This is a genomic window from Pseudomonas sp. TH39(2020), assembly GCF_016650715.1.
Taxonomy (GTDB): Bacteria; Pseudomonadota; Gammaproteobacteria; order Pseudomonadales; family Pseudomonadaceae; genus Aquipseudomonas; species Aquipseudomonas mandelii_C.
On the sequence record NZ_JAEKFF010000006.1, the window covers coordinates 1,398,498 to 1,414,245 of the forward strand.

A 15,748-nucleotide genomic window follows, 5' to 3' on the forward strand; every position below is an offset into this window, starting at 1 on the left:
CGAACAGGCGCAATGTGTCAGTGGTTGTCAGAACTCAACCTTCTGTTTTTTCAACTATTGCGATGGGCAAAATATCTTTGAGTAACACACTGCTCGCGCTGCCCCTCCTGGCCAGGTCACTCACTAGTGTTGACACCGCAAAGGACTGATAGCCGCTCATCGCCAGAAATACGTTTCGTTGCAAAACGACATCGGTCGAGAACACGTCGCGAAAGATCAAGCTGTGTCCGCTGTCCGAATCCACAATCACCAAGTGCTCATCGACCCGGCTCGCCCACAACTGATCCGCAACCACGATATCCCAGATCAGTTTTCCCGGAACCGAGGGCGAGTGGTCGAGCGAATGGCGGCAATCGACAATGACCGATTCAAGTTTCAACCACGCGGCTCTGGTAAGCCGAAAGGTCGTTGAACCTTGACCCAGTTTGAGCACCAGGATGCTGACATCATCGGCAATCAACGGGAGCAGGTCCGTACGCGTTTTCGCTCCCTCGACCACCAGTACTTCGGCGTTTCGCTGGACATAGTCGAGCGGCCCGACCCTGTTGTTTTGCGGATAGGTGTGCAAAAAACCATCCCTGCGGTCATGCAGCATCACATTGGTTTGATGCTGGGTGCCGACGAGCGTGAATTGCGCAGCAATAGTGCCCTTCGGAATGCGGATCAACCGTCCGGTCCGGACTACGTACCACTGTTGGTAGTCGGGGTCTTTGACGGACAGAAAATCGGCGCATCGATGTTCGTTCGCCAGCGCCGCCAGGCCCTCACTCAATTCACCTTCCAGTGCAGCGACCCAATGGCTGTCAACGCCCGTAATCCGTACCGGTTCGTTGTACTGTAAATCCACCTCCACACCTTCAAGCGTCGTTGCCCTCAGGCCAGAGCCTTCCACTGTTACGTCGCTAAAGGTCCAGCTCGCCCATTCCTGCGTCGGGGCTGACAATGCCTCAGCCAGTAACAGTTTCGTTCCCTGGGCAAATGCCGTGCTCAAGCGGGCTGGATCGATAAAACCCTGACGGACAATCTTGCCGGTTGAAAGATCAAACAGCCAGGTGGCCTGATTGTCTGGAGTAATACTCAGCAACCGTACTTCTTTGCCGTGCCCCATTTCAGCGAGCAGCAGCCGACCACCCAGGTACCAGGCGCACAAACCGGCCTTGAAACCGGTCAAACCCAGGATGGCAAAACTCGACACCGGGTATTGCAACGCAACCGTTGCCAGCGCCGACCACCATTGAGTTTGATCCTTGAACCAGTGCTCGGTCAGCCCGCCGAGTCTCAGATTCCCGTCCGGCATAATGTTAAAGAACAGACCAGAGTCAGTCAGGACGAGATAGTCCCGCTCAACGGCGACAACATTTTTCAGCCCAGGGGGGGAGATGTTGCTGGACGACCATTGTGCGCGCCCCTCCACCATCGACCTTTGCCGACACATGAGGCGTTGGTGAAGTTTGTCGTAGGTAACGAACACTTCGCCCTCGACACCGGCGGGAGCAATGAGCACAAGATCATTCAAGGCCTTGATCGAGTCTGCCCATCCCCGCGCATGGTGACGCCTGGCAGGTGCACGAATAATCAACCCATCACTGCTGCGCACCCAGACCAGATCCCGCGACTCGGCATCGATCTGCCAACAAATCGAAACCAGTGCACCGGGACGCCAGTTCACTTTATTGGCGGACTCTGCCGGCAAGTGATAGTCGCCCAGTACCTGCTTCCAGTCCGTCAGCGTGTCAGCCTCCAAAACAGCCTGCAGTGCAGGATCCTGACCACGGGTAATCGAGCTGAGCAACACGGCCCGGTCATGGATCACATAGGTCAGCTCATCGCGCAGGCCGTCCTTTCCAGTGAGCTGTTGCACAATCTGAATGCCGCCGTTGGTCACGGCCTCACAGCGGACAATCGCCTGGCCTTCTTTAGCATTCAACCGATAGCGCTGAACCAGCGTCCCGGTGATCGCATCGACCTGCCAGACATAGAAATCATCGGGGTGATAGAAGTAAGCCGAACCCTCCACCACCGCGCCCAACATCACTTCATCGGACATCAGCACCTTTGGGTCGCGGATGTACAGAAAACGATCCTGTGCCGAGTCGTAATACGCGGCTACCGTCCTGGGTTCGTCCGGCTTTTCAAACGGCACCACAAAGTTGTGAACCGGGGTATAAGGCATGGCCAGGCGATGTTCACGGGCCAATGACTTGAAGTGATCCAGCAACGCTTGCTCCCCGAGGGCCGGATTGGCCTCTTCTTCGACCACTTCAAGCTGGCGGGCAACAAGATCAACGCGCACGATTTTGTTATTCGACAGCTTGAGCAACACATGGTGAACGCCACTGCCATTGAACGTTACATCCAATGTCCCCGAGACAAGGCGCCCCCCGGCCTCAATCCGGATGTCTGCCTCCACCAGCCATGGCGTCAGCAACACCCATTGCATGGCAATGTGACCGGGTGCGGCGAGTTCAAGGCTCACCCCGGGATTGAGCAGCACGGAACATTGAGCTCCTGCGCCTTCTACCCGGTAGGACACCAGGCCATGCCACGCCTTCGGCAGCGCAGGTACCGCCAGTGAACGCTGGACGTTATCAAGACGTACATTGAATACCGTTGGCTGGTAGACCGGGTACAGCCGGTTGACCACGTACTCACCGGGAAACGAATAGAACGAAAACAGAAACTGCCATTGCCCCTGTTCGTTCTTTTTCTCCAGTCGACGTGCCGTGTCGTACCCGCCGGCATGACGAAACGTGACAAAGGGCAGCAACTTGTATTGGTAGCCGTAAAAGGTCTTGGGTGTGCAAGGCAGCACGATCGTCTGCCCGGCCTGTGGAGAGAAACGCGCCGAGTCCGGCAACCCAAGGCCCTGGCGAATATCGACGGTGCGGTCGTAATCCACATCGTAATCCGGGACCCCGAAATGGTCCCGAAGCGGGAACAGTTTCGGGCTGTCGAAATGGACGGTGGATGCGTGCAAATCCATGCCAGTGAATACCAGCGAGGGATGCGCAAACCAGGCATTCGCCGCCTTGTCCAGGTGATAGCCACCTTGTAAATACGCCTTTTCAAGCCCATCAAAAAACAGCGCGACCTCCTTGGCTTCCTCCGCAATCGTCGCAAAACCTTCGGCCAGCGCCGTAACGCCCACCGCCAACCCGCCAAGAATCACCCCGGCGCCCCCCAGCACCGCGGCCACCGTACCCGCGCCAGCCAGGGCCGCACCCAGACCGGCTGCGCCTACCACCGCACTCGCGGAATCAAAGGCCAACTGCGTCCCGAACTGCGCCCTCTCAACGTCATTGGTGGCGTGGCTTAACTGATAAATATCAAACCCGACATTCACCAGCCCCAGCACAGTACCGACGCCTTCATTGGCGATATGCCCCAAGGCCTTTTGCACCAACGGTGCGCTGGTGCGGGCGATCAGCTTTTCATCGTCCAGTGCCTGGCGGACCAGTTTGATCACACCAATAACGTCCACTACGTTGCCATGGGCCAGTTGGGCATAGTTGACGTAGGCATGCAGGCGAATGGCGGTGGTCAGGGCCTTGTCGCCACCGCTCGCTGCACTCTCGTGACGACGCAGTACGTTCATCAAGGCTTGTACGGTGAACCCGGCATTGAGCGTATGAACGCTGCCGGCGTCCGTCGGATCAAGCGGATTGATCGGCGCACGCGGGCGAGCGGCCAATGAATGGAAGGTTTCGGAGAGGAAGTTTTTAATTCTCAGGAACCGCTGATCGCTGGTGGTGACATGCTCAATGGTCTGCGCGGCATCGGTGTTGACCAGACTGATTTTGTATTCCCCTGTCGGGGTTATCTCCAGTGTCTCGAACAACACAACAGAATCCGACGCCAGCCCGTGTTGCTCCTGCAACTGCCGTGTCGCCTGCGCGATCTGCCCACCCCACCAGTGCGCGTCCAGTTCCAGCAATGAACTGCCCAGCGCCGCATTGTTGACCAGCGACTGTCCACGTGCACTGGCCACGCGTTGCCGAAGCTTTGGCAGCATTTGTTCAGGCAAAGCGCCTGGCTCGGACAGGCTTGATACCTCAATACCGGAGGCAAGCACTATCTTGTTCAGTTTTGTACCATCGAGCTCGATCAGATCAAAGGTCGGCCGTTGCGCATCGCCAAAGGCTGCGTAATGCATGGCCATTTTTTTGCGCAGGAAATAGTGCGTCAATGCGTCACTGAACGCCAACGACGTAACAATCTCGAAGATCCCTAAATTCGGGTCGTAGAGCAGGTAATTGCTGCGCTCGCCTTCAAAGATTTTCGCCACCAGCATCGAGTGGTTGTCCGAATTGAGCATTACGGTCGTGCTGGCCGTTTTTTCTTCCAGTATCGCTACGACCTGAGCCAGATCAGAGCGCATCAGTGGCGTGCCTATGCCATTGACAGGCGCGTCACGCAATTCCTCAATCATGCTCACAAACGCCTTTGAGTCCGCGGCCTCAGGCTCGGTGACGGCCAGGTAAAAGCGTTCTCTCAAAGTGTTTGCCGCTTTGTTGCCTTTATGGAGCGCTGCGGCCATGGCCAGCGCCAATGGGTAACAGCGTCCGGCAACCCGGTCGCCCGCGCCTTCGAGCAACAAGTCCTGTGGCACCATTTTGAAGCTGCCGTGCTCGAAGCTCTCCAGCACTTCACCGATTCGTTCGCTGATCCGGTCGCGGTACTCGAGTTTCGCCACGTGCTGAATTCTGGCGACCGAACGTCCCCACTCCAGCAGGGTCAGTGGGCGTTCGAGTGCCTGTTTCTTGAGTTCGACACTGGTTTCGGACAAGGCCACGGACGGGTTGGAAGCGCCCGTCAACCCGGCAAGGAAAGCCGGACGACTTTGCTTGAAGATCTCCCGTTCAATGGCCCCGTAACGGTGGATGACCCCCAACTCCGACATCGTATTGGCCAGGTTTTCAAGCGTTGCACTGGCCGCGTCAAAATGCTGGTTATCCAATGCATTGACGCCCAATAGCCCACCGAGCAACAGACGCTGCAGTGGGTTCAGCTTTACGGTGAGAAGTGGGTCTTTGGCGACTTGGCTCAGCAGTTCATCCACTGACAGATTTTGTGTCGCCGCGTCCAGTAGGGAAGCCGGGGGGCGGATGCTGGCATCCTGAGCGATGATCGCTTGCCGGTCATCGAAGCTCAGGGACAATGGCTTTTCAAACGTCACGCTGCCGTTGTGGCGCTGACTCATCGCCTGGCGAAATGGCTCACCGAGATCATCGGCCAGTTGCTGCAATAGATCGGTGATCAACACATGATGGCCTTCGATCACCGGCCAGCCTTCTTCGAAATCAATACTCTGGTACTTGAGCAGCTGTGTGACATCGCCGGCATAGCGGGTTTTGAACTTCCCGGCCTCCCAACGCTGCTTTTCTCTATCCAGCCATTGAGCCGTGTCGCTCTCATTCTCCTTCCAGGAGTGATCCAGCTCCTCCTCGGTCGCCAGGTTGACGGTGGCGATGGGAGGTATGGCAACTTCAGCTCTCGAAGCTTCAGCGCCCTGTGGGGTGAAATGCCTCTTCTCGTAATCCGCCAGCCCATCGCGCATCGCAGCAGGTCCGGTCAAATAAATCGTCACTTCGCTCTGTGGACGGATACCGTCGCTGTAGTAAGCAGCGGCAGCTTCAGCCAAAAACCTGACCGCTATTTCTTCATCCCCCAGTTCATGCAAGGGCCCAAATGTTTTCTCGAGCACCTCCTCGGCAATGTTACTGACTGCCTGAGCGTCGGTAAGCGCAACCTTTCTTTCAATGGCTAACCGGGCAGTGGCATCCACCACCTCATAGTTGAACCTGAAACGGTCAAGAACGGCCTTGAGCATCGCTGACCCGGGATGAGCCATCAGGAACGCGTTACTCAACGTGCTTTGTACGGCGACGGCACGCAGCCCGTCCGGTCGCACCTGGCGCTCTACCGGCCGCCGGAAAACACTGCTGATATCAGGACGGCTCTTGGCAAAATTCTCCAACGCCTCACGGTGTTCCAGGGGAATTTGCTCGAAATAGTTTGTGTACTTGCTGCGTATAACCTGCCGCCCCGGCATCCACTCAGGACTGTGGTCAAGTATCAACTGCAAAACACCCAGGCGTGCATCCGAGCCAAACCGGCTGATATCCACCCCGCCCAGGTTTTCTAACAGCGCAGGCAGATAATCCACGTCTGCATAACTACCACCGTCGGCGACCAGTGCCTCGGCGCGGACAATATCGGAGGCGGCAGCAAAGTTGCCACGCAAGCTGATTTCTCGCTCGTAGATGTCCTGCAAGTACAACGGTGTCGGCTCGGTGGCGAGATCGCGAAGAACAATAGCGCCCTCTTTCAACGACAAAAGACTCTGGCGGTTCTTTTCCCTGAGTACTTTCAACCGCCCTTCATCTTGGCTATAGGCTCGAACCAACAGATCGATCCTGGCGTTGTCGGCGCTCTCACCGCGCTCTACCGCTTTATTAATGTGCGCAAACATCTGCTGCTTGAGAGCGATGACCCGTTCTTCATACTTGTCGCCTAGTTCAAAAGCGTCACGACTGGCCTGCCCGCCATTAAGCATGGCGTCAGCCTTGGCTGCCTCGACAATAATCCGATTGGTTTCGTAGGCCAGCAATGCATCGCTGTCGTACCAGAGTTTGAGGGTGTAACCCTGCCCAGCCAGTGTCTGTTTCCAGATATTGATGTAGTCACGCTGGATATCGCCTATACCACCGCCGAGCCAGACAAAATGCAGATTGTCAGGAACGTTGGTTTTGGGAGTTTGCAACTGCTGCGCACCGTTCGACAAACGAGCCTCGAAACCTTCGAGCCGTTCGTAGATGTCTGCCACGCCGGGGGCAGCGCTCTGGGGTGGAAGCGATTCAGTCGTTCGTCGTGGTCGACCCACAGGCCCGACAAAAGATGCCAAAGCCTGTTTCAACAGGCCCAGCGGCTCCAGCATCCTGGGCGAATCGAGCAAGTCGATGCAGCCTGAGTAATACCTGAAGGCGGCATCATATTCGGCGGTTCCTTTGTACGAAAGCAACGCCTGTTCAAGTTCTTTAACTTTAAAAAGGTTTACGAATTTCACGTACTCACCTACTGGCGGCACATCCAGATGACTATTAGACAAAACGATTCCCTACCTTCAATACACTTAAATAAATTCTGTAAGCCGGCCACGCAAATACTGTCCGACGATTACGTCAAACATTTCGTATTTTTTGAACGAGACCAGACCAATATGCAAAGTAGCCACTTCACACGAGACAAAACTAAAGGGTAAGAACGGGCACTTCAAACCCGAAGAAATTCAATTAATTTCAATACAATCAAACTTAAAAAAAATAAAACTTTATATTGCTGACTTAACCAAGTGCGCACAGACAAACAAAAATCTTGAACCCGCCAGCAAACAGGCGACGCAGTGATTCGTGCGCAACACCAAAGTTTGCAACTACAAAAAAGTACTACACAAAGGAAGAAAACAGAGACCGAAAACAGTATCAATTCTTCTTGGCGAGCGTCGTAAATCCCACAACGATTGGTGAAATAGATGACACATCAACGCCAAAGCGAAAGTGCCGACCAGCAGGCGGGAATATATTCAGTGACAAACGGCCCACGTGGGGCCGCCAAGGTTCAGGAGGCAGGCTTGATGCCATACCAACGCGGCGTATACACCCACTCGCCACCCTCGGCACGAGGGAACACGCAGGTGGTGGAGGAACCGATCAGCACCATGGTGCGCATGTCGACCTGGTCGGGGGTCAGTTCGCCGAGCGTGGTAACCCGTAGCGTCTGACCAGGACGGCCAATGTCGCGACCCAGCACCACGACCGTTTCCGGTGTGCGATGCCGGCCAACAATTTCCAGCGCCTGGCCCAGTTGCCACGGCCGCGCACGGGAGATCGGGTTGTAGAACGCCAACGCCAGATCGGCTTCGGCGGCCAGGTCCAGGCGCTTCTCGATGATCGCCCAAGGCTTGAGGTTGTCCGACAGCGACATCACGCAGAAGTCATGCCCCAATGGCGCACCGGCCTGCGCAGCGGTCGCCAGCGAAGCGGAGACACCCGGAAGAATCTCCAGATCAACGCTGTGCCAGCTCGACTCACTCGACTCATGCAACGCTTCAAGCACTGCCGCCGCCATGGCGAACACACCGGGGTCACCGGATGAAACCACAATCACCGAACGGCCTTGCGCCGCCAGCTCGAAGGCGTGGCGGGCACGCTGCATCTCTTCGCGGTTGTCAGTGCAATGCAGCACTTGGTCTTCGCGGAACGGCCCGGCCATGCGCACGTAGGTTTCGTAACCGAGTACGTCGGTGGCCCTGGCCAGTTCGGCCTTGACCGCTGGCACCATCAGTTCGGCGGCGCCAGGGCCCAGACCGATGACCGCCAAACGACCGCGTGCACGGCCGATCTGTGCAGCGTCCAGCGGCTGAGTGGCCACCGCGATGGCAATGCCGGTATCCGCTGACACGACGGTAGCGTTCGCCACGGTGTGGCGGGACAGCTCGCTAACGCCGCCGCTGACCGACGCAAACCGCAGAGGTACACCCAGTTCAAGTGCCGCTTCGCGCAATACCGTGCTGGCCATGTCCAGATCGCTCGCCAACAGGCACGCCACCGATTGCACGGCGATTTTCGCTTGATGCAGGGCTGAGCGAACGGCGCCTGGCAGATCCGCGACCTCTGCGCTCACCGCCACCAGCACATTGCGCGGGTAGATCATCAATTCATTGGCCGCAGGCACACGCTCGGCATGGCCGACATGGATCGACAGCTGCGCTTGAGGATCTTGCGGCAACTGCGCCTGCGCCAGCCACGGCACAGCGCCTTCGACGCGTACGCTTTGGCCGCCGAGCAAATCCGAGACGAAGCGCTTGCCCAGTTCCAGATCGCCGAGGGCGTAACCGCTGGGTGGATTGAGCAGGCAGGTGCCGAAGCGCAATTCACCGCTGGTGGTGATCGCCGCAGCAACCTCGAGACCGGCAGCAATCTCTCGCGCCATGACGTTCACGCCACCGAGGCCGCCGAGCAGCGGCACCACGGCGCTGCCGTCTTCAGCCACGGCCAGCACTGGCGGCTCGGCGCCTTTTTCCAGCAGTAACGGCGCCAGGGTGCGGATCACAATGCCGGCCGCACACAAGGCGATGATCGGCGTGTCCTGCTGATAGAGCTCACGCAAGGTAGCGCCGAATTCGTGATAGACGCGGTCCGCGCCTTCCACCCGTTCGGCTAGACCATGGATCAATGCGCCAGGGTATAGCTGCGCAATCTTGCGCGCAGTCGCGAGGCTGCCATTGCCCAGAATGACAATCGCCGGAACTGGACGGGCCATCAGCCTTGCCACCTTTCACCGGGCACAATGATCAGCGAGAAGTACGGCGAGGACATCGGCTCGACCTGATCCAGCGGGACGATTTTCTGGTTGGCCATGGTCGCGCGTTCGACGTACAGCGCTCGCTCCGCCAGCCCGAGTTCTTCGAGCACCTGACGGACCTTGGGAAAGTTGCGCCCCAGCTTCATGATCACGGCGGCATCGGCATCGGCCAGACGACGCTTGAGATCGTCGGCGGGCAACACACCCGACAGCACTGACAAACTCTGATTGCGATACACCAGCGGCGCACCCAGTACCGAGGCACCGCCGAGCATCGAGCAGACACCCGGCACAACTTCGGCTTCATAACGCTCAGCCAGACGATCATGCAGGTACATGTAGGAGCCGTAGAAGAACGGATCGCCTTCGCAGATCACCGCCACGTCACGGCCAGCGTCCAGGTGCGCGGCCAGTTCTTCGCTGGCCGCATCGTAGAAGTCGCTGATCACTTGTTCATACGACAGCGGCGCCGGCAATGCTTCGGTGGTGACCGGATACACCAGCGGCAGCAGCGTTTGCGCGTCTTGCAAATGCGCCTCGATGATGCCGAAGGCATTGCCCTTTTTGCCCTTGGCGACGAAGTACGCCACCACCGGCGATTCGCGCAGCAGGCGCAGGGCTTTGACAGTAATCAGCTCCGGATCACCGGGGCCGACGCCCAGGCCGATCAAACGTCCAGGTTGCTGCATCATTCGATCTCCGTGGCGAGGGCATTGACGGCGGCGGCGGCCATGGCGCTACCGCCCAGCCGGCCTTGCATGATGACGAAAGGCACGCCACGGCTGTCTGCCGCGAGCGCTGCCTTGGATTCGGCGGCACCGACGAAGCCCACCGGGAAGCCCAGGATCAGTGCCGGTTTCGGCGCGCCGGCGTCGAGCATTTCCAACAGATAGAACAGTGCGGTCGGCGCGTTGCCGATCACCACCACGCTGCCTTCCAGGTGCGGGCGCCACAGCTCCAGCGCAGCGGCGGAACGGGTGTTGCCCAACTCACGGGCCAGCTCAGGAACGCTTTCATCGCGCAGGGTGCAGATGACTTCGTTGTTCGCAGGCAATCGCGTGCGGGTTACGCCTTCGCTGACCATCCGCGCATCGCACAGGATCGGTGCACCGGCGGCCAGCGCATCACGGCCAGCCTTGCCCGCGCCTTCGGAAAATTGCAGCCCGTCGATAGCGTCGACCATGCCGCAGGCGTGGATCACACGGACCGCGAGTTTTTCCAGGTCGGCCGGAATACGCTCGAGGTTGGCCTCGGCACGAATGATCGCGAAGGAGTTGCGATAGATCTCCTGACCGTCGCGGATGTAATCAAGCATCAAGGGGGCTCCGTGAGCGGGCGTCGAGCAAGGCTGCGACCGCTTCAATAGTAAGGTTGCGTGCGTGCAGCGCGCCGAAACCCGGCTGCGCTGCATCGCGAAAATAGAGGTCGTAATGACCGGGAGAAACCGCGAGCAACGTGACCGGTGCACTGTGCGCGGCCGCGCAGGAACGCGGACAACCGGACAGGTGCACGTTCAGTGTTTGGCCGTGACGTTGCAGCAGCGCCGCCAGTTGTCGGGCATCGCCCTTGGTGTCGGCCAGGCCTTTGCCGCAACCCGTCGAGCCGGTGCAGGCGATCAGGTGCGCCAAGGCATCGTCGACCGAGCAACGCAGACCGAGCTGTTCGAGACTGTGGATAACTTGAGCCGCAGTGTCGACATGAACACCGGGCAATAACAGGCTTTGCCAGGGTGTGAAACGCAAGCTGCCGTCACCCTGATCACGCGCCAGTTGTGCGACGCCTCTGAGCATCGCGGGATTGAGGCGACCCAGCGGCGGCACCGCGCCGATATACACACGCTCCGCCTCACGCTGTGGATGAGCGCCGATGTGCAAGACACCCGGACTTACCTTGCGCCGCCAACCCGTGATGGGCATCAACGGCACACGTTCGGCCAGACGAGCGAGAAAAACGTCGAGCGAGCATTCGGTGAGCAAATGCCGCATGCGTGTCTGCTCGGGACGCGCCAGGTCAAGAAACAACTCCAGCACCGCGACCACCAGCGCATGGCCCTGCGCCAATGACACCGCGCCCGCAGGCGGGTCCCCAAGGCAACCCGCCAGACCGAATGCAAAAACCAGTTCGCCGTCTCGCTCAGTGGCGGACAACCACAGATCATGAGGATGCTCGAGCATCGCCAGACCTTCGCCGCCATCCAGTTGCACGGCAAACTTGGCACTAAGGTCGTGAAAGTGTTCATGGCTTTGCAGCGTGGCGAGAATCTGTTCGGCCAGCGGGCGCGTGTCGAACAGCCTCTGCCGATCAATCCCGGCGCTGGGGCTGAGCATCAAATTGCGCACATCGTCGCCAGCGGCGGTGCTTGGCCCCAACCCGGCAGCCATCAGGCCATCGATCAAGGCGCCATGATCACTGCCGATCCCGCGAATTTGCAGATTGGCGCGGTTGGTCGCCTCTATTACGCCTCCGGCAAAGCGTTCGGCCGCACTGGCCACCGCGTCGGCCTGGTCCGCACTGATTGAACCGCCCTTCAACTTGATCCGGCAGATACCGCCATCCAGCGCCTGGACGATACGCAGCAACCCCGGGCAGGCCGAGGGGCGAAAGGCTAAGGACATCGGGCGTTTGTTCAAGGGGGCGACCGGCTGTGTGGGAAAGGCGCTTCGCGGGCGAAGGCGCGGTATTATGCCTGCTTTGTTCGACGGCATGAAAAGCCTGCCCGTCGGAACAGTCCGTTTGAGGACAATATTTGAGGGCTGTAGATGTCACCGTGGCTGACAGTAGTGGGAATCGGCGAAGACGGCTTCAAGGGTCTGGGCAAAAACGCCCGTCGCGCTCTGCTGGGCGCCTCGCGGATCTTCGGCGGCCAGCGGCAACTGGATTTGTTGCCCGTGTGCATCCGTGGCGAGCGGCAGTTGTGGCCCAGCCCTTTCTCCCTTGAGCCGGTTTTAGCGCTGCGCGGCGAACCGGTCTGCGTACTGGCCAGCGGCGATCCGATGTTCTTTGGCGTGGGCGCCAGCCTGGCCCGGCAGCTGTCCGGTGATGAAATGCTGATACTGCCGGCGCCCTCCTCTTGCTCGCTGGCAGCGGCGCGAATGGGCTGGCCGTTGCAGGATGTGGTCACACTTTCGGTCGTTGCTCGTCCCATCGCCGCACTCAATGCGCAGTTGTTCAGCGGTGTTCGCTTGCTGGTGTTGAGCAACGACGGCAAGAGCCCGGCCGCCATCGCGACGTTATTGCGTGAGCGCGGTTTCGGTGCGAGTCGCCTCACCGTGCTGGAACATCTGGGCGGTGCTGCCGAACGACGCATCGAGGGTGTCGCCAATGACTGGAACAATCCTGTGATCGCCGATCTGAACCTGATCGCCATCGAGTGCATCGCCGAACCCAATATGCCGCGCCTCTCCCGATTGGCCGGTCTGCCAGACTCAGCCTTCAAGCACGACGGTCAACTGACCAAGCGCGACGTGCGCGCGATCACTCTCGCTCGCCTGGCCCCGGTGCCTGGTGAGTTGATGTGGGACGTCGGCGCCGGCAGCGGTTCGATCGGCATCGAGTGGATGCGCGCCCATCCGAGTTGCCGAACGCTGGCCATCGAAGCCGATGAAAGCCGACAGTTACTAATCGAACACAACCGCGATGCGCTCGGCGTGCCCGGTCTGCAACTGATTCGCGGCAGTGCACCGCAAGCCCTGGACGGACTCGAACGCCCGGACGCGATTTTCATCGGCGGCGGCGTCACCCGCGAGGGCGTGCTCGAAACCTGCTGGGCACAACTCAAACCCGGCGGCCGACTGATCGTCAACGCCGTCACGTTGCAAAGTGAAATGACCTTGATGGCCTGGCGCGAGCAGCACGGCGGCGAGCTGACGCGGATCCATATCGCCCAAGCGCAACCGTTGGGAGACTTCGATACCTGGCGTCAAGCGTTGCCGATTACCTTGCTGGAAGTGACGAAGCCTTTCGATGCGTGACGAAACCGCCGAACAACCCGCACCGCTGCGCAGCGGCCTGACCACCGGCAGCTGCGCCACCGCCACCAGCCTTGCGGCGGCGCGCCTGCTGCTCAGTGGCGTGGAAGCGGACGCCGTTGAAATCATTCTGCCCAAAGGCAAACAGGTGCAAATGCGCCTGGAATTCTGTCGACTGACGGACGACGGCGCCGAAGCCGGAACAATCAAGGACGCCGGCGATGATCCGGACGTGACCCACGGCGCCCTGCTCTTTTCCCAAGTGCGCCTGCGCCGCGAGCCGGGCATTCGGTTCAATGCTGGCCGTGGCGTTGGCACCGTCACCCGGCCCGGGCTGGTGCTGAACGTCGGCGAACCGGCAATCAACCCGGTGCCGCGCAAAATGATCAGCGAGCACCTGACGCTGCTGGCCGAGGAGCTTGATTACCCGGGCGGCTTCGAGGTCACGGTGAACGTCGAGGACGGCGAAGCCCTGGCGCTGAAAACTATGAACCCGCGCCTGGGGATTCTCGGCGGGCTGTCGATCCTCGGCACCAGCGGCATCGTCCGGCCGTTTTCCTGTGCGGCCTACATCGCCTCGATCCATCAGGGCATCGACGTGGCAAAAACCAACGGTTATCTGCACATCGCCGCATGCACCGGCAATGCCAGTGAAGACACCATGCGCCGGGTCTACGACTTGCCGGAAATCGCCTTGATCGAAATGGGCGACTTCGTCGGCGCAGTGCTCAAACATCTGCGCAAAGTGCCTGTGGATAAACTCAGCCTCTGCGGTGGTTTCGGCAAGATCAGCAAACTGGCGGCCGGGCACATGGATTTGCACAGTCGACATTCGAGCATCGACCTGCCGCAACTGGCCGAGTGGGCGGCAGCGATTGGCGCCGATGAGGCGTTGCAGCAAGGGATTCGCGAAGCCAACACCAGCCAGCAAGCCTTGGCGATGGCCAGCGCTGCCGGGATCGCCCTGGGTGATGTGGTGTGTCAGCACGCATTGGACTTTGCTCGCAGCGTGGTGCCGGCGCAGGTTCAGGTCGAAGTGTTCGCCATTGATCGCCAGGGCGGGATTGTTGGCCATGCGGGAGCTATTCAATGAAGCGCGTGTTGTTGCTCGGTGGCGTGACGGAAGCCTTGGCCATCGCCCGGACCCTCGGGCCGGAACACATCTATAGCCTGGCCGGCGTGGGGCGCGTGCCAACAGATTTGACCTGCCAGGTTCGCGTTGGCGGTTACGGCGGTGCCGAAGGGCTGGCGCAGTTCATTCGGAATGAAGGGATCGACCTGTTGCTGGACGCCACCCATCCCTACGCCGCACAAATCAGCCAGAACGCCGCCGCCGCTGCGCGGTTGAGCGGTATTGCCTGCTGGGCGTTAAGGCGCCCGGCCTGGCAACCACAGGCCGGGGATGACTGGCGGGATGTCAGCGACTGGGCCGAGTTGATCGAGGCCCTCAAACCTTTCCACAGACCGTTGTTCACCCTCGGCCGCGAACCGTTGCAACATTTGCATGAAATCCCGCAAGAGCAATTCTGGACCTTGCGCGCACTGGACGTTTACCCCGGCAACGAACGCTGCGAAGTCATCGGCGCGCGTGGGCCGTTTCTGATTGAAGATGAACGTGCGCTGTTTGAACGTCGGCAGATTGATGTGCTGATCAGCAAGAACAGCGGCAGCACGGCGACCGAGCCGAAGCTGGAAGTGGCTCGGGAGCGTGGGATGCCGGTGATTGTTTTGCAGCGGCCAGTGTTGCCGGGGGTTGATCGGGAGTTTGGGTCGGTGAATGACGTGTTGGCAGCCCTGACAGCAGAAACCACCACATAACCTGTAGCAGCTGGCGAAGCCTGCGTTCGGTTCGGGCCGCGTTCGGACGCAGCAGTCGTAAAATCAAACGCCTCGGTCTTTCAGGTTAATCGTGGATGCAGGATTTACGGCTGCTGCGCAGCCGAACGCAGGCTTCGCCAGCTGCTATAAAAAATGTGCAACGCCCTACATATCCATCGGATCTCACGCACAAGATCATCCAAATCGGCTGACTTGTGTGCCCATAACCCCGTCCCTATATTTCGGTGCTCCACGAATGTAACGAGGAATGCCGTATGCCTGAAAAATTCACTCGTTTCGATATTGCCGAGTTTCTCCTGACACCTGCCGATATGTGGAATTACCTCAAGGCCAGTGAGAAGGAAGATTCGGGAGATGGGGATTTCGTTCGTTTGGCGTTCAGAGACGTCAAACAGACCATCCGCGCACGAATCCAAAGTGACCCACAATTTGCTCAGGCATTAAGAATCGAAGTCGCTACACTCTTTCAAAACGGCGAGGCTGAGCTCGCACGCCGGCTGCACGACATGCTTACTGACGCGCTGCGACACCACACCGCACGCCGCTTTTTTACTTATCGGCCCTGATCAGGCTAAATA

9 protein-coding genes are annotated in these 15,748 nt (G+C 59.2%); 4 read left to right on the forward strand and 5 right to left on the reverse strand.

Annotation, left to right across the window (positions count from 1 at the left end):
• Window positions 1-34: 34 nt before the first annotated feature.
• From JFU47_RS14335 to cobG, 5 genes are all read right to left on the reverse strand, one after another.
• Window positions 35-6,937 (reverse strand): TcdA/TcdB pore-forming domain-containing protein, encoded by a 6,903-nt coding sequence (locus tag JFU47_RS14335; protein WP_242485139.1) that lies wholly within the window; start codon window positions 6,935-6,937, stop codon window positions 35-37.
• A gap of 680 nt (window positions 6,938-7,617) precedes the next feature.
• Window positions 7,618-9,321 carry a precorrin-3B C(17)-methyltransferase gene (cobJ, locus tag JFU47_RS14340; RefSeq protein ID WP_201183691.1) on the reverse strand — a complete coding sequence of 568 codons (1,704 nt, stop codon included), beginning with the start codon at window positions 9,319-9,321 and terminating at the stop codon, window positions 7,618-7,620.
• Window positions 9,321-10,052 (reverse strand): precorrin-2 C(20)-methyltransferase, encoded by a 732-nt coding sequence (locus tag JFU47_RS14345; RefSeq protein ID WP_201185237.1) that lies wholly within the window; start codon window positions 10,050-10,052, stop codon window positions 9,321-9,323. Before JFU47_RS14345 ends, cobJ begins: the two co-directional genes overlap by 1 nt.
• Window positions 10,052-10,678: a precorrin-8X methylmutase gene (locus JFU47_RS14350; RefSeq protein ID WP_008038718.1), complete on the reverse strand. Its 627-nt coding sequence runs from the start codon at window positions 10,676-10,678 to the stop codon at window positions 10,052-10,054. The genes JFU47_RS14345 and JFU47_RS14350 overlap by 1 nt, the downstream gene beginning before the upstream one ends.
• Window positions 10,671-11,978: a precorrin-3B synthase gene (gene cobG, locus JFU47_RS14355; RefSeq protein WP_342215379.1), complete on the reverse strand. Its 1,308-nt coding sequence runs from the start codon at window positions 11,976-11,978 to the stop codon at window positions 10,671-10,673. Before cobG ends, JFU47_RS14350 begins: the two co-directional genes overlap by 8 nt.
• A 144-nt stretch (window positions 11,979-12,122) precedes the next feature.
• Between cobG and cbiE the strand changes: the two genes are divergently transcribed.
• From cbiE to JFU47_RS14375, 4 genes are all read left to right on the forward strand, one after another.
• Window positions 12,123-13,334, forward strand: a complete 1,212-nt coding sequence (cbiE, locus tag JFU47_RS14360) for a precorrin-6y C5,15-methyltransferase (decarboxylating) subunit CbiE (RefSeq protein ID WP_201183695.1) — start codon at window positions 12,123-12,125, stop codon at window positions 13,332-13,334.
• Complete coding sequence (locus tag JFU47_RS14365; protein ID WP_201183696.1) at window positions 13,327-14,424, forward strand: cobalt-precorrin-5B (C(1))-methyltransferase; 1,098 nt, start codon at window positions 13,327-13,329, stop codon at window positions 14,422-14,424. Before cbiE ends, JFU47_RS14365 begins: the two co-directional genes overlap by 8 nt.
• Window positions 14,421-15,149, forward strand: coding sequence for a cobalt-precorrin-6A reductase (locus tag JFU47_RS14370; protein WP_201183698.1), 729 nt, complete (start codon window positions 14,421-14,423; stop codon window positions 15,147-15,149). The genes JFU47_RS14365 and JFU47_RS14370 overlap by 4 nt, the downstream gene beginning before the upstream one ends.
• Window positions 15,150-15,424: 275 nt before the next feature.
• The gene (locus JFU47_RS14375) at window positions 15,425-15,736 is read left to right on the forward strand and encodes a hypothetical protein (RefSeq protein WP_201183699.1); all 312 of its coding nucleotides are present in this window, start codon (window positions 15,425-15,427) and stop codon (window positions 15,734-15,736) included.
• The last annotated feature ends 12 nt before the right edge of the window (window positions 15,737-15,748 follow it).